The organism is Streptomyces sp. ASQP_92, assembly GCF_025399895.1.
Classification (GTDB): Bacteria; Actinomycetota; Actinomycetes; order Streptomycetales; family Streptomycetaceae; genus Streptomyces.
The window spans coordinates 556,436-570,763 of the sequence record NZ_JAODUA010000003.1 but is presented as its reverse complement, the minus strand read 5'-3'; the positions used below and the strand labels follow the sequence as shown (position 1 = coordinate 570,763).

Genomic DNA, 14,328 nt, shown 5'->3' with positions numbered 1-14,328 from the left:
CCCCGTCGGCCGCTCAGCGATGCTGGGCGAAGTATTCGTACGCCTTGGGAAGCGTCTGCGTCAGTCGTCGCGTCTTGTCGCGGATCGCCTCGAATTCCCGCTCGGCGGCGGAGGGGTCGGACAGGGCGAGTGCGGGCGACGGCTTCAGCTCGATTCCGCCCATTCCGAGCAGAACGCACATGTACGAGTAGGCGGGCAGACCGTGGTAGTACGGGAAAATGCTCTCGGAGTCGGGGACCTGGGTCTTCCACATCTCCAGGCGCTCGGCGAGCGAGTCGGGAATCACCCGGGTCTTGGTGTCGCGCCAGTACTGGGTGTCCTGTCGTTTGGCCGCGACGTAGTGCAGGACCAGGAATTCTCGTATTCCGTCCATGACATGGGAGACGGAACGGTTGTAGAGCTTGCGCTGGTTCGGGTTCCAGTCCTCGTTCGGGAAGTTCTTGGCGATCTGCTCGATGGCGTGGTGGATGAAGAAGATGCCGGTGGATTCGAGCGGCTCCACGAATCCACTGGAAAGGCCCACGGCCACACAGTTGTTGACCCAGGAATTCCTGCTGCGGCCGATGCGCATCTTGATGTGGTTGGCGTTGACGTCGGCGGCGGCCGGCCCGACGAACTCGCGCAGGGTGCGCTCGGCGTCCTCGGGCGAGAGGTAGTCCTTCGCGTAGACGTATCCGGTGCCGACCCGGCCCATCAGGGGAATCGTCCAGATCCAGCCGGCGTCCTGGGCGGTGGCGGTGGTGCACGGCAGGATGCCGCGCTTCTCCATGTCCATCGGGACCTGGAGGGCGACCGCGCTGTCGTTGGGCAGGGTGTCCTGGTAGGAGATGAACGGCTCGTCGAGCGCCTTGTTGATGAGCAGCGCGCGGAAGCCGGTGCAGTCGATGTAGAGGTCCCCGGTGATGTCGCCGTGCCCGGCGGTGGTGACCCCGCTGATCCAGCCGCGCTCGTCCAGGTTGACCTGCTGGACGTCGTCGACGATGTGCCGCACACCGCGTTCCACCGAGTACGTGGTGAGGTACTTGGCGAGCAGCGCCGCCTCGAACTGGTAGGCGTAGGGGAACTGGGTCTTGCCCTGGTGCTCGGACATCGTGAGGCCGTGCATCTCGTCCGCGCCCTCGTCGAAGGGCTGGTCGATGAGGGCGCCGTCCAGGCGGCGCGGGCTCAGTCCGGCGTCGATGACCGAGGCCATGACGAAGCAGTCCTTGTCGAACCGGTCGGTCGGCCCCTGCTGGAGCCACCAGTCGGTCAGCGGGAAGCCGTTGACCGAGCGCATCTGCTCGAAGGGGTGGTAGAAGTAGTGGCCCTTTTCCCGCCAGTTCTCGAACCTGACGGCCAGTTTGTACGTGGCGTTGCAGGCCGGCATCCAGTCCTTCTCCTTGAGTCCGAGGAACTCGAAGAAGTGCCGGATGTCGCTGAAGGTGGCCTCGCCGACGCCCACCGCGCCGATGTTCCCGGACTCCACGAGGGTCACGTTTATTCGCTCCCCGAAAGCGGCCTTGAGGTATGAGGCCGTCATCCATCCGGCTGTTCCGCCACCCACGATCACGACTTTGTTGAGCACTGGTGACTCCTGTTCGGTAGTCCACGAGTTTCGCCAGTGGCTCCGGCCCCCTGTGTCTGATTTTCCTGGGTGGCGCCACCGATAAAGGAGACTAGGGGCGGCTGAACTCGGCGCCCAGATCCTTAAGTGATGGCCGAAAGGCGCAGGTGGGGCTGACCGGATGGACAGATGGCCCCGAGGTCCGCTACGGGCCCCCTTTGCCGCGTCAGCCCACTGTCAGCGGCGTTCGGGAACATGAAAGGCGGGGTTACCGGGTGGGAATCGCTCCGCCCGCCCGCTGCAATGGAGATTTGGATGACAAAGGAAGAATCCGTCCCGCCGTTCGCCGTGATCCCCGGCTCCCAGGTCCACGGCATTCTGACCGGCCACGAGCAGCGCACCATGGAGCTGGTGAAGGCCGCCTACCGGCTGCACGGCGAGGGCGACACGGTCAACCCACCGTCGTATTTCCTGCGCTTTCCCGACCGTCCCTCCGCCCGGATCATCGCGCTGCCCGCGTCCATCGGCGGCGAGAACCGGGTCGACGGGCTGAAGTGGATCTCCAGTTTCCCGGAGAACGTGGCCTCGGGCATCCCCCGCGCCTCCGCGGTACTGGTGCTCAACGACCACGCCACGGGGTATCCCCTGGCCTGCCTGGAGAGCTCGATCATCAGCGCGGCGCGCACCGCGGCGTCCGCCGCGCTCGGCGCCGACCTGCTCTCGCGCGGGCGGCCGCGCCCGCGCAGGGTCGGCTTCATCGGCACCGGGTTCATCGCCCGGCACATCCACACCTACCTCGCCGGCACCGGCTGGACCTTCGACGAGGTGGGGGTGCACGACCTGGCCGCCGCGTACGCGGGCGGCTTCCGCGCGTATCTGGAGGGCTCGGGCGAGCGGGGCCGGATCACCGTGCACGACAGCGCCGAGGAGCTGATCCGCTCCTCGGACCTGGTGGTCTTCGCGACCGTGGCGGCGGCTCCGCACGTCCACGAGCCCGCCTGGTTCGCGCACAACCCGGTGGTCCTGAACATCTCGTTGCGCGATCTGGCGCCCGAGATCCTGCTCGCCTCGACGAACGTCGTCGACGACATCGAGCACTGCCTGAAGGCCGACACCTCGCCGCATCTGACCGAACAGCTCACGGGATCACGGGAGTTCATCGCCGGAACCCTGGCCGAGGTGATGGCCGACAAGGTGGAGATCCCCGGGGACCGCCCGGTGGTGTTCTCGCCGTTCGGGCTCGGCGTGCTGGACCTGGCGGTCGGCAAGTTCGTGTACGACGAGGTGGCCTCCCGGGGCGAACTCCGCGTCGTGGACGGCTTCTTCCATGAGGTGGACAGATATGGGCGGACCGCGACCGACAGCCGTTCCTGAGGTGAGGGGGCCCAAGTGCCGGTGATCTCCGTACCCGAGGACTTCCACACGGACGATCTCTATGTGGACCTGCGGTCCGTCCTGGACGTGCCGCTGTATCTGAAGTGCGAAGGCTTCAACTTCGCCGGTTCGATCAAACTCAAGGCGGCGCGGTCGATGATCGCCGACGCCGAACGCGAGGGGCTGCTGACCCCGGACTCGGTCATCGTCGAGTCGTCGTCGGGGAACCTCGGCGTCGCCCTGAGCATGATCGCGGCGAGCCGGGGCTATCAGTTCCTGTGCGTCACGGACACCCGCTGCAATCTGAACACCCGGCGGTTGATGGAGGCGATGGGCGCCCGGGTGCACACCATCACCGAGCCCGACCCCGAGGCCGGTTTCCTCGGGGCCAGACTCGACCACGTACGGCAGTTGTGCGCCTCCGACGACCGTCATCTGTGGCTCAACCAGTACGCCAATCCGTGCAACTGGCAGGCCCACTACCGCAGTACGGCGCCGTCCATCGCCGAGCGCTTCCCGGAGCTCGACGTCCTGTTCGTCGGGGCGGGCACCACGGGGACGCTGATGGGGTGCGCCCGGTACTTCAAGGACTCGGGCCGCCCGGTCACCGTGGTCGCCGTCGACTCCGTCGGCTCGGTGAGCTTCGGCGGCCCCCCGGCGCCCCGCATGATCCCGGGCCTCGGCTCCGGCGTACGGCCACCCCTGCTCGACCGGTCGTTCGTGGACGACGTGGTGCTCGTGCCGGAGATCGACACGATCCGGGTCGCGCACCGCCTGGCCGCGGGCGGCTTCCTGTTCGGTGGCTCCACCGGGACGGTCGTCTCCGGCGCGCTCGGCTGGCTGGCCGAGCACCGCGGCGGCGGCCGCTGTACGGCGGTGGCGATCTCTCCGGACCTGGGCGAGCGCTATCTCGATTCCATCTACCAGAGCAACTGGGTGAGCGACATCTACGGAGCTCACGCACTGGAGCTCGGCCCGCTGCGCATGGGCTGACGAAGCCCGGCGTCCCTTCGACTGATGCTACGTCAGGTCGCTTGCGGAGCGCGCCGGTTGATCACGGCCCCCACCACCCCTCCCCCCGGTAGTGGGGGCCGTGTCATTGCCGTCGCGGCCCGCCCGCTGGATGCTGGACGCCGGACCGGAACCCCGCCACGCCGTCAGCTCCCCGTCAGGGCCCGGCGGCACCATCGGCAACAGGGTCGCCGCGGGCAGCGACATCCGGCTCGGCCCCGGCGCATTCCCGAGCGGCGACAGCCGAGAGGAGCGAACCCATGCACCGGACCCTCGCGCCGAGCGCGCCTTCGCCCACCCCACCGCCCCGGCTCCAACTGCCGTGCCCATCAACCCTCGTGGAGTCCCTGCTGCGCCGCGCCTCAGGCAGTGGCGCGGCGCGCCCCGTGTTCACCGCGCTCGGCGCCGAGGGCCAACGGCTCGAACAGCTCACCGCCGTCGAACTCCTCGGCCGGGTCCGCGCCACGGCCGCCGCGCTGGGCGAGGTGGGCACGGCGGGAGACCGGGTCCTCGTCCCGGCGCTGCCCGGCACCGACTTCGCGGTCGCCTTCCTGGCCTGCCTGTACGCGGGCCGCATCGCCGTACCCGTACCGCCGCTGAGGCCCGCGGCCCGGCGGCGCCCGGCGGACGGCGCCGACCGGCTCGGGGCGATCCGCCGGGACTGTCGGCCGGTCGCGGCGCTGGTGGCGTCGGCGCGGGACGCCCTCCCGGGGGAGGAAGGGGCCGGGCTCGCGTGGATCCCGGTGGCGCGGGCGCCGGGGCACCCCGATCTGCTCCCCGATCCGACGGCCCTCGACCCACGGGCGGTGGCGCTCCTCCAGTACACCTCGGGGTCCACCAGCGAACCCCGGGGAGTGATCGTCGGGCATGCCGGCCTGATGGCCAATCAGCAAGCCGTGCGCGATCGCTGCGAGGTCGACTCCGGTACCACGGTGGTGAGTTGGCTGCCGTTCTTCCACGACATGGGGCTCTGCACCGGGGTGGTCCTGCCCCTGGTCTCCGGAGCGGCGGCGGTCACGATGGAACCCTCCGCCTTCGTCCGCGACCCCCTGGTGTGGCTGCGCGCGATCGAGGCGGAGGAGGACGTGTTCGCCGCGGCGCCGGACTTCGCGTACGAGCTGTGCGTGCGGCGGATCGGGCCAACCGAGCGCAGGCGCGTCGACCTGTCCACCTGGCGGGTGGCCGTCAACGGGGCCGAGCCGGTGCGGGCGCGGACACTGCGCGCGTTCGCCGACGCCTTCCGGCCCTCCTTCTTCCGCCCGGAGGTGTTCTCGCCCGGGTACGGCCTCGCCGAGTGCACCCTGGGCGTCACCCTGGGGCGTCCGCTGTACGAGGCGCCGGTCCGCCGCTACGACCGGGACGCCCTGGCGCGCGGCACCGCCGTACCGGCCGCCTCCCTGGACACCGCCGTCGAACTGGTCGGCTGCGGGCCGCCCCTGCCGGGCGTACGGATCGAGGTCGTGGACCCGGCGACCCGGCGGGTGCTTCCGGAGGGCGCCGTGGGCGAGATCTGGGTGGACGCGCCGGGGAACTGCCAGGGGTACTGGGGCCGCGAAGCCGAATCGGCCAGGACGTTCGGGGCGCGGCCGGCCGGCTCCGCCGAGGGCGGACCGTATGTACGCACCGGGGATCTGGGCTGCCTGGACGGCGGCGAGCTGTTCGTCACGGGCCGCCTCAAGGACGTTCTGGTGGTGGGCGGCGAGAACTACTTCCCGCAGGACGTGGAGGCGGTGGCCGGCGCCGCGCACGAGGCCTTCGCCCACCAGCGGGCCGCCGCCTGGCCGCTGGAGGAGGACGGTTCGGGGGTCGCGGTGGTCGTCGAGACGGCCGAGCGGGACCCCGAGGTGCTCGCCCGCGCCGTACGGGCCGCGGGCGTCGCGGTCGCCCGGGCGCTGCCCGCCCCGGTGAGCGTCTTCGCGGTCGCCCGCCACCGGGTGCCGCGCACGACCAGCGGCAAGACCCGCCGCCGGGACTGCGCGGACGATCTGCGGGCCGGGCGGCTGCCCCTGCTCGCCCAGTGGTCCAGCCTGCCGCCCCGGCCGGCGGGCCCTTCCGAGAGGAGACAGTCCGTATGAGCATCCCCACGAGCGGCCGGGAGGCCGCGCCGGCCACCGCGACCGCGACCGCCGCCGGCGTCACTGTCACTGTCACCGAGCGCCAAGTGGCCGACCATCTCACCCAACTCCTCGCCGAACACCTTCAGTTGGACCACGACCTGATCGACCAGGACGTGCCGCTCAGCGCGTACGGCATCGACTCGATGGCCGGCACCTGGCTGACCCGGCGGCTGGGCGAACGCTGCGGGGTGAGCATCGACCGGGCGCTCCTCGTCCACCGGCCGAGCGTGACGGAGGTGGCGCAGGACGTGGTCGCGGCGCTGGCCGCGCGGGGCACGGCCGGCCCCCGGGACTCCGTCGGTTCACAGGATGGCCCCGGCCGGCGGGGCACCCCTTGATCGAGACGCTGTTCCCCCACCCCGGCACCGCCGCAAAGGAACACTTGGGGGATGTTCCCGAAGGCAGCGGCCTCTTCCCCGAGGAGCGCGCGCTGGTGGCGGGGGTCGGCGCCGGGCGGCGCCGGGAATTCACCACGGTGCGGCACTGCGCCCGCGCGGCCCTGAAGACACTGGGCGCGGGCCCGGCCCCGCTGCTCCCGGACGAGTGGGGCGCCCCGCGCTGGCCGCCCGGGATCGTGGGCAGCATGACCCACTGCCGCGGCTACCGGGCGGCGGTCGTCGCCCGGCACGGTGACGTAGGGGCGCTGGGCATCGACGCGGAGCCGCACCGCCCGCTGCGGGACGGCGTCCTGACGGCCGTGGCCCTGCCCGCCGAACAGGACGAGCTGGCCGCCCTCCTCCACCGCGCTCCCGCCGTCCGCTGGGACCGGCTGCTGTTCTGCGCGAAGGAGGCGGCGTTCAAGGCGTGGTTCCCGCAAGGGGTGCGGCACGGCGGGGCCAGGCCGAACGGGTTCCACGACATCGGGGTCACCTTCGGCGGGGCGGAGGGAACGTTCCGGGCGGTGGTCCTGCCCGGGCGCCCCGGCGAAACCGTCCTGGAGGGCCGCTGGCTGGCCTCACCGGAACTCCTCCTGGCGGCGGTGGCGCTGCCCGGCCCACTCCTCGGGTGACCGTCACTCCGCCGACGTCACTCCCCCACCCGCCCCGCCCCCTCCCGTACCCAACTCGGCCTGATCACCTCGGCGTTGCCGTCCAGCGCGGCGGCCGCCCGGGTCAGGGATCCGGCGGCCGTGCGCGGGGACGAAGGGAGGGCCCGGGCGGCCCGGGACAGCGCGCGGGCGGCGTCCGCCTGGGTGGCTCCGGCGATGTCGAGGGCGGCGGAGGCGCGGTCGGCGGTGGCGGCGGACTCCTCAAGGCGACCGTCGCACCAGTACGCCCAGGCCAGGTTCAGCAGACAGACCCCCTCGGCCCGGGGGTTCTCCATCAGGGATGCCTCGTGGCGGGCCTCCTCCAGGACGGTGGCCGCGCGGGCCGGGGCGTCCAGGGCCAGCAGGGCGATGCCCTGGGCGTTGAGGGCGTACGCGATGGCCTCCTGGCTGTCGGCGGCGCGATAGGCGCGGGCCGTCCCGGCGCCCGCGTCGGCGGTCTCCTGCCAGCGGCCCAGGGTGAGCAGGGCGATGGTACGGGCGTTGCCCGCGCGGGCGACGGTGAGCAAGTCCCCTTCGCTGGCGGCGAGTTGGGAGAGGCGCTCGGCGACGGCCAGGGCGCTCTCGCCGTCGCCGAGGTAGCTGTGGGCGAGACTGAGGGAGAGCAGCGCGTGCACCTCCCGCTCGGTGTCGCCGAGTTCACGGGCCAGATCGGCGGCGCGGGTGAGCGGGACGATCGTGGCCCCCTGGTCGCCGAGCTGGCGGTGGGCGTCACCGAGTCCGAACAGCGCGTTCTGGAGCGCGGGCCGGTCGCCGAGGCGTTCGGCCAGGGTCGCCGCCTCGGCGAACAGCCGGACCGCCTGCTCCATCGGGCCCGCGCTGAGCCGGGCGTGCCCGTAGGCAACCGCGTGGGCGAGGCGCACCCGCTCGTCCTGGATGTGTTCCTCGACGGCCAGATGCATCGTGACCGCGGCAAGGACCGAGCCGTGCCACACCAGCCATTCGCTGATCTCGCACAGCGCCCGCGCGGCGTCGTCGTGGTCACCGGCGCGTACGAGGTGGTGGAAGCGGCGCCGGTTCGGCTCGATGTCCTCCAGGGTGCGCCACTCTCCGCGCGGCCGGCTCCGGCGCTCGTACCAGGACGCGATCTGCCGTTCCACTGCCTGCCTCCTGTGGGGTCCGTTGCGGGGCATGCGCCCGTAGGCGATCTCCGCGTCCAGCGGGTGCAGCGCGAAGGTGCGGTGCGCGCGGTCCACGGAGACCAGATGTCTGCGGACGAGGGAGATGAGGACGGGGGCCGCGGGCAGCTCGGGGTCGAGCCCGGCGAGGATCTCCTCGACGGCGTCCTGTCCGACCGGCGTGCGCAGCGCGGCGAGTACGCCGAGGACGGCGTGCGCCCGTGCGTCGAGGCGTTTGTAGCGATCCTGTGCGAGGTCGGCGACGACGTCGTGGCGCCGGGTGAAGTCTTTGAGTACGTCTTGGAGGCTGGGCAGCAGCACCGTGTCGTCGGCGAGCGCGCCGATGAGCAGTTCCAGAGCGCGCGGGACGCCATGTACATGGACGGCGGCGTGCAGCAGTTCGTCGTCGGACAGTTCCGCCATGCCGAGGCTGCCGTCCCGGTCGAGTTCGCGCAGCAGGGCGGCGGCCTCCGCGGGGCCGAGACCCTCGGAGAGTTCGATGTGGGCGGCGAAGCGCCGCAGTTCGGGGGCCAGGCGCACCGGCACCTGGCTGGTGACCAGCAGCCGCGGGGTGGAGCGGACCCGGAAGAGCCAGTCGAGGATGACGGCGAGTTCCTCGTCGGCGACGCTGCCGTCGTCGTCGAGCAGGTCCTCCAGGTTGTCCATGAGGACGACGATGAGCCGCTCGCCGAGGGCCGCGTGCAGCTCGGCGAGCCGTTCCCGCGCCGTGCCGCCCGCGCTCCAGACGTCCCGCAGCCGCGCCAGGCACTCGGGGCCGAGCAGCCGCGCGCAGTCGAAGTAGAGCCGCTCCAGGGAGATCCCGGAGGTCCGGGTGGAGAGGTTGATCAGGCCGGACGGGACCGGGCCCTGGACGGTGCCCGGCCATGAGCCCCGGTCCAGGAGGTCCATGACCTTCGCGGCCAGCGCGCTCTTTCCTATGCCGCGCGGGCCGGTGATGGTGACCATCCGGATCGTGGGGTCGCTCAAGTGGCGTGCCACGGCGTCGCGTTCACTGGTGCGGTTCTTGAACAGCTCGATCCCGTACGCGACGGGAACGCCCACCACCCGCAGGTCGGGGACCCGTTCGCCGGGTGGCTCCACGGGCCCGGCGAGCGGCAGCGGTTCGCGGTCGCCGAGGCCGAGGAGCCTGGTCAGTTCCGTACGCCTGCCGTCGGCGAGTCCGCGCAGGGCGTGGTCCAGGCGTACCGCGGTGAGCCGGCCGGGGCCCTCCGAGCGGTGGTGTTCGGCGACGACGCCGATGATGAGGTGGCCGGCCCACACCGCGGCGCCGGACATCCCCGCCCAGGGCGAGGCTCCGGGGTCGGGGTCCGCGCCGGCCGGGGCGACCGTCATCTCCAGGGTGCCGGTGCGCAGGTTGGACAGGGCGGCCACGGTCCCGTCCGCCTGGTGCAGTTCGCGGAAGGTGCCCTCGCGGCGGGTGCGGCGCTTCCACAGCGGAAACCCGGCGGCACACACGTCGACCACCCCGTGCCGGTCGTCGGCGACGCGTCCGAAGCGGGACGGCTCGACCACCGCGGGGGCGCCCGGCGGCGGCTCGACGCCCAGGACGGCGAGGTCGCTGTGCCGGTCCGCCCAGGTCACGGTCGCCGGGGCCGACCATTCGCCGTCCCGGTCGGCGTCGCACCGTACGACCAGGGCGGTCGCGTCGGCGACCACATGGGCGGCGGTCAGGACGGCGGAGGCGGAGACGCGGTAGCCGGAACCGCGTCTGCGGCCGGCGCCGGTCTCGACGATGATCTCGGCGATCCGGTGCGGGTCGAGCCCTGGCCCGTCGGCCACGGACTCAGGTCTCATCGAGCAGTTCGTCCCCGGAGATCAGCGCCGGCCGGTCGGGGTCGCCCGCGGCGACGGGTCTGAGCGTGAGCGTGATGCGCTGGGTGACCGTCTGGGCGGTGCGCGCGCTGTGGTGCACGTCGAACACCCAGAACCGCACCTTGGCGCCCGGCTCGCGGCTCCGCTCGACGCCCACGGTCAGTTCGAGGTCGAGCTTCTCCGCCTGGAACCGCAGGCCATCGCCTTCGCCGTCGGCCATGGCGCGGCTCAGCTCGGCTCTCAACTGGGCGATCATGTCGGCCAGTTCCACCGCGTCGTCCACCCCAGCGCCCCCGCGTCTCGCCCGACACCGCCCGGTTCACCCGGCCCGTCGAGCATACCCAGCGCCCGCCGACGGGCCCTGTCTCCCGTCGACTTCGAGCCAGGCGCACCCTCAGGCCTATCACATCGGCAGGCCGTCGTCGACGGGTCGGGACCCGTCGGAGTCCGGTGCCGGACGAGCGGGCTCCGGGACACCGAAAATCCGCAGGTCGACGGGGTCGCACGAAACTAACTCGCCCCGCCGAAACGGCAGTTGGGGCGGCCCGACGGGGTGCCGGAGTATTGCAACTATGTTGCTTGACAAGTTCCCGGGAGGCCGTGCAAGGTCGATAACCGGAAGATCGCGACGGGGGGTTCGTGGTGCCACGGGGGAAGTCGGAAGCTGTCAGCGCGCCCGAGTTGCGGCGCATCGCCTCACTGGTCTCGCCCTACGGCCTGGTGTCCCGCACGACCGCGGTTCCGGCCACCGAGGGCGACCCCGCGTTCGCCGTCCACGTCTCCAGCATCGGTGACCCGTCACAGGTGCTGACCAGTCTGCGCGGCTGGCGCGACAGCGGCGACATGGGCAACGTCAACGGCGTCGGCAGCGCGCTCGGCGGTGAGCGCGCCCGGCTCGTCTCCATCGCCGAGGCGCTTGAGCGGTACTCGGTGTGCTCCTGGCACGACGACGACATCCTGGTGGCCGCCGAGGCGGACCTCACCGAGGAATACGTCTCGCCCTCGCGGTGGCCGCGGTGTTCCGACGGCGAGTTCGCCCGCGCCGACTGCGGCCTGGTGCCCTACGACCCGTCCGTCCCCATCCGCTGGGTGCGGGCCCGCTCGCTCACGCACAGACGCACCGCCCTGGTGCCGGCCGTGGCCGTCCATCTGCACATGACGCCCCAGTCGCCGTCGGAGCTGTTCACCCGCGGGGTCACCACCGGCGCGGCCGTCCACTCCGACATCCGCAGCGCCGTCCTCGGTGGCCTCCTGGAAGTCGTCGAGCGGGACGCGCTCTCGCTCTCCTGGCTCCAGCGCCTGCCGCTGCCGGAACTGTCGATCGACCCCGAGAGCCTCGACGCGGACACCCGCGCCCATTACGAGACGGGGACCGCCGGCCATCTCTCGATCCGCGTCTTCGACGCCACGACCGACTTCGGCATCCCCGTCCTCTACGCGATCCAACTGGCCGACCACGAACCGTCGTTGGCCCAGATCGTGTGCGCCACCTGCGACCTCGACCCGCGGCGGGCGCTCGGCAAGATCTACCGGGAACTGGCCGCCCTGCGCATCGCGCTGCGCGACCACGTGCGGCGCGGCCCGGTGGGCCGGCCCGACGACGGCACGGTCAGCGTGATCGGCTCGGCCGCCTACAACGCCTCCCTGGACCGTCGGCACGTCTTCGCTCATCTGCTGGAGGGCGAGCGCCCGCGGCGCAGCCTCGACGCGCTGCCCACCCTGCCGGCCGGCGCCGATCCGCTGGGCACCGCGGTGTCCCGGCTGGCCGAGCGGGGCGCCGAGGTCCTGGCGGTCGACATCACCACCGACGAGGCGCGCCAGGTCGGCATGCACGCGGTGAAGGTGCTGGTGCCGGAAGCCGTGCCGCTGTCCTTCATCCACAGCGAGCGCTACCTCGCCACGCCGAGGCTGTACGCCGCGCCGACCGCGATGGGCCACGAGAGACACACCGGAGAGTCGGTGAATCCGGAGCCCCAGCCCTTCGCGTAGAGAGGAGCACACGACATGTCACCCGAGGAACCGGCGGACTGTCTGTATCTGGTGCGGGACGCGTTCGGGGAGCAGTACGCCGAGGCGTACGCGATCTCTCCCGTGGTCCGGGTCACCGGTGAAGAACTCCCCGACGACACCCGGCTCGCCCGCGCCGGGACGATCGTGGTGGTCCACTCCGGACGTCTTGAGGAACTGCGGGACGCGGTGGACCGGTTCGGGTTCGAGCGGGGCGTCCCGACGGTGGGCCTCGAACTGCTTCCGACCCGGATCGTGTGCGGCCCGGCCGTGATCCCCGGCGCCACCGCCTGCTACGCCTGCTATCTGCGCCGCATCGAGCAGCACCGCGATCCCGCTCAGCCCTATGACGTGGGCCCGGCGACGCGCGGCCTGCCGGAAGGTTTCGGCCGTCCGCACCTCGCGATCGCCCACGGTCTGCTGACGCTCGCCCTGGCCGAGCTCCGCACCGGCCCCACCGGACTCGGCGGCACGGTCCGCACCTTCGACCTCGTCACCGGGACGCTGTCCAGCGCGCCGACGGTGGCGGTGGACCGCTGCGCCCGGTGCGGCGAGCGACTGCGCGCGGCGGCGCCGGACGCCGTCGCGAGTCTGGCCGGGCTGCCCTGACCGGCGAGGTCGGTGGTGAGCCCCAGTTGTCGAGCTTCGTAGTGAGGAGTGCAACTCATGGCCGCTGAGGTCAAGGCCGAGACGATCGGCCGGGCCGCGCACCGCGACCGGCAGATCGCGGTGCCCGTGCACCCCGCGGTGCGCCGGGGTGTCCGGCTGCGCCGGTCCGGCGACTCGGTGATGCTCGACGGCGCGGACAAGCGGCAGGTCTTCACCGGCCGCTTCGCGCGGGACAGCCTGAGCCGGCTGGTCGCCGCGTGCGACGGCTCCGCCACCCACGCCGAGCTCGCCGCGGCGACCGGCCTCCAGGAGTCCGTCGTCTACAAGTCGCTCGCCCTGCTGTGGGCATCGGGCGTCGTGGAGGAGGGCACGCCGGATGCTCAACTGCCGTTGGTCGCACCGGAGTTGGCCTGCTTCCTGTCGCGCCTGGGCAACTCCACCGGCGTGAACCCGTCCTGGACGCGGGGCGCCGAGCGGCTCGGGAGCGCCACGGTGCACCTGGCCGGGGACCACTCCCTCGTGGAGGCCGCGGCGCGCTGTCTGACCGGCGTGTGCGTGGTGGTCGCCGACGGCGACGGGCCGGCGGAGGCGACGGACGCCCTCGTCGTGTTCTTCGAGACGCCGCGGTCCCGGCCGGGCCTCGCCGAGCTGCGCGACCGGTGCCGGCGCGAGGGCCGCCCCCTGCTGCGGGTCCGGGCGGGGGCGGGCTCGGTGGTCGTCGGACCGTATGTGGAGCCGGAGTTCACGCCGTGTCTGCGGTGCGCCACCTCGGGCGAGGACGAGCTGGACGGCGCCCCCGAGGAGCACGCGTACGACCTCGTCGCGGGGCTCGTCGCCCACCATGTCCTCGCCCTGGTCGCACGGTCGACGATGACCCATCTGCCGCTCGATGCGGCTGTCATCGACCTGACGACCCTGGCCACGAAGTACCGCGCGAGCGCGAGCCGCCCCGGCTGCCCCGACTGCTCGTTCAGCCAGGGCCCCGCCGCCGCGGTGCCGCCGGCCGGCGCCCTGTACGAGGCGGCGGTGGCGATCCCGCCGCGCCGGTTCCTCGACCCCAAGGGCCATCTGGCGCACTACCAGTCCTCGAACATCAAGTTGCAGTCGGAGTTCCGGGAGTGGCCCACCTGCCCCCGCCTGCCGCTGCCCCCCGCAGAGGTGTCGCGCCTCGCGGGCCCCCCGGCCGCGGACCGCGCGAAGCTCGGCGACAGCGATGTCTCGCTGCTGCTCGCGGTGGCCTTCGGCATTCGTGAGCAGACCGCCGACGGGTGGGTGAAGCGGTGGACCGCGGCCGCCGGGAACATCGGCTCGGCCGGCGCCTATCTGCTGAGCCGGGACGAGTCCGTGCTGCCGGTCGGCGGATACGCCTACGTCGAGCCGGATCACGCGCTGGCGCGGCTCACCACGGGCGGGGCCCCGCCGCCGGGAGAGCGGCCGCTGCTGCTCGTCGTCACCGCCAACCTGAAGAAGGTGGTGCGCAAGTACGGCACATTCGGGCTGCGGCTCGCCCTGCTCGACGCGGGCTGCGCCCTGTCCGCGGCCCGCCGGGTCGCCGGCCATCTCGCGCTCGACTTCACGCTCGCCACCAACTGGGACGACGAGGCCCTGAGCGACTACCTGGGGATCGCCCCGAACGAAGAGCCCATAGCCGCCGTCATGGAACTGGGGTAA

At 72.3% G+C, this 14,328-nt stretch carries 11 protein-coding genes; 8 read left to right on the top strand and 3 right to left on the bottom strand.

Annotation, left to right across the window (positions count from 1 at the left end):
- Nucleotides 1-13: 13 nt before the first annotated feature.
- Nucleotides 14-1,564: a tryptophan halogenase family protein gene (locus tag N4G70_RS12070; RefSeq protein WP_261712543.1), complete on the bottom strand. Its 1,551-nt coding sequence runs from the start codon at nt 1,562-1,564 to the stop codon at nt 14-16.
- A gap of 294 nt (nt 1,565-1,858) precedes the next feature.
- Between N4G70_RS12070 and sbnB the strand changes: the two genes are divergently transcribed.
- The 5 genes from sbnB (at nt 1,859) to N4G70_RS12045 (ending at nt 7,054) form a co-directional block, all read left to right on the top strand.
- A complete protein-coding gene (gene sbnB / locus N4G70_RS12065) occupies nt 1,859-2,917 on the top strand; it encodes a 2,3-diaminopropionate biosynthesis protein SbnB (protein WP_261712542.1) in 1,059 nt (352 codons plus the stop codon).
- A gap of 15 nt (nt 2,918-2,932) precedes the next feature.
- Entirely contained in the window at nt 2,933-3,910 is a 978-nt protein-coding gene (gene sbnA / locus N4G70_RS12060) for a 2,3-diaminopropionate biosynthesis protein SbnA (protein ID WP_261712541.1), read from the top strand.
- 278 nt (nt 3,911-4,188) lie between these two features.
- Nucleotides 4,189-6,003 (top strand): fatty acyl-AMP ligase, encoded by a 1,815-nt coding sequence (locus tag N4G70_RS12055; protein ID WP_261712540.1) that lies wholly within the window; start codon nt 4,189-4,191, stop codon nt 6,001-6,003.
- On the top strand, nt 6,000-6,383 hold the full coding sequence (locus tag N4G70_RS12050) for an acyl carrier protein (RefSeq protein WP_261712539.1): 384 nt from the start codon (nt 6,000-6,002) through the stop codon (nt 6,381-6,383). The genes N4G70_RS12055 and N4G70_RS12050 overlap by 4 nt, the downstream gene beginning before the upstream one ends.
- Nucleotides 6,380-7,054 carry a 4'-phosphopantetheinyl transferase superfamily protein gene (locus N4G70_RS12045; protein WP_315904245.1) on the top strand — a complete coding sequence of 225 codons (675 nt, stop codon included), beginning with the start codon at nt 6,380-6,382 and terminating at the stop codon, nt 7,052-7,054. The genes N4G70_RS12050 and N4G70_RS12045 overlap by 4 nt, the downstream gene beginning before the upstream one ends.
- Nucleotides 7,055-7,071: 17 nt before the next feature.
- Here the strand turns inward: N4G70_RS12045 and N4G70_RS12040 are convergent, their stop codons facing one another.
- On the bottom strand, nt 7,072-10,023 hold the full coding sequence (locus tag N4G70_RS12040) for a trypsin-like peptidase domain-containing protein (protein WP_261712538.1): 2,952 nt from the start codon (nt 10,021-10,023) through the stop codon (nt 7,072-7,074).
- Entirely contained in the window at nt 10,013-10,324 is a 312-nt protein-coding gene (locus N4G70_RS12035; RefSeq protein ID WP_261712537.1) for a trypco2 family protein, read from the bottom strand. The genes N4G70_RS12040 and N4G70_RS12035 overlap by 11 nt, the downstream gene beginning before the upstream one ends.
- Before the next feature lie 356 nt (nt 10,325-10,680).
- Between N4G70_RS12035 and N4G70_RS12030 the strand changes: the two genes are divergently transcribed.
- Genes N4G70_RS12030 through N4G70_RS12020 form a run of 3 tightly spaced genes read left to right on the top strand, consistent with a single transcriptional unit; the run spans nt 10,681 to nt 14,328 of the window.
- Nucleotides 10,681-12,030 carry a YcaO-like family protein gene (locus N4G70_RS12030; RefSeq protein WP_261712536.1) on the top strand — a complete coding sequence of 450 codons (1,350 nt, stop codon included), beginning with the start codon at nt 10,681-10,683 and terminating at the stop codon, nt 12,028-12,030.
- 15 nt (nt 12,031-12,045) lie between these two features.
- Nucleotides 12,046-12,657, top strand: coding sequence for a TOMM precursor leader peptide-binding protein (locus N4G70_RS12025; protein WP_261712535.1), 612 nt, complete (start codon nt 12,046-12,048; stop codon nt 12,655-12,657).
- A 57-nt stretch (nt 12,658-12,714) separates the two neighbouring features.
- Nucleotides 12,715-14,328 (top strand): tpaE, encoded by a 1,614-nt coding sequence (locus tag N4G70_RS12020; RefSeq protein ID WP_261712534.1) that lies wholly within the window; start codon nt 12,715-12,717, stop codon nt 14,326-14,328.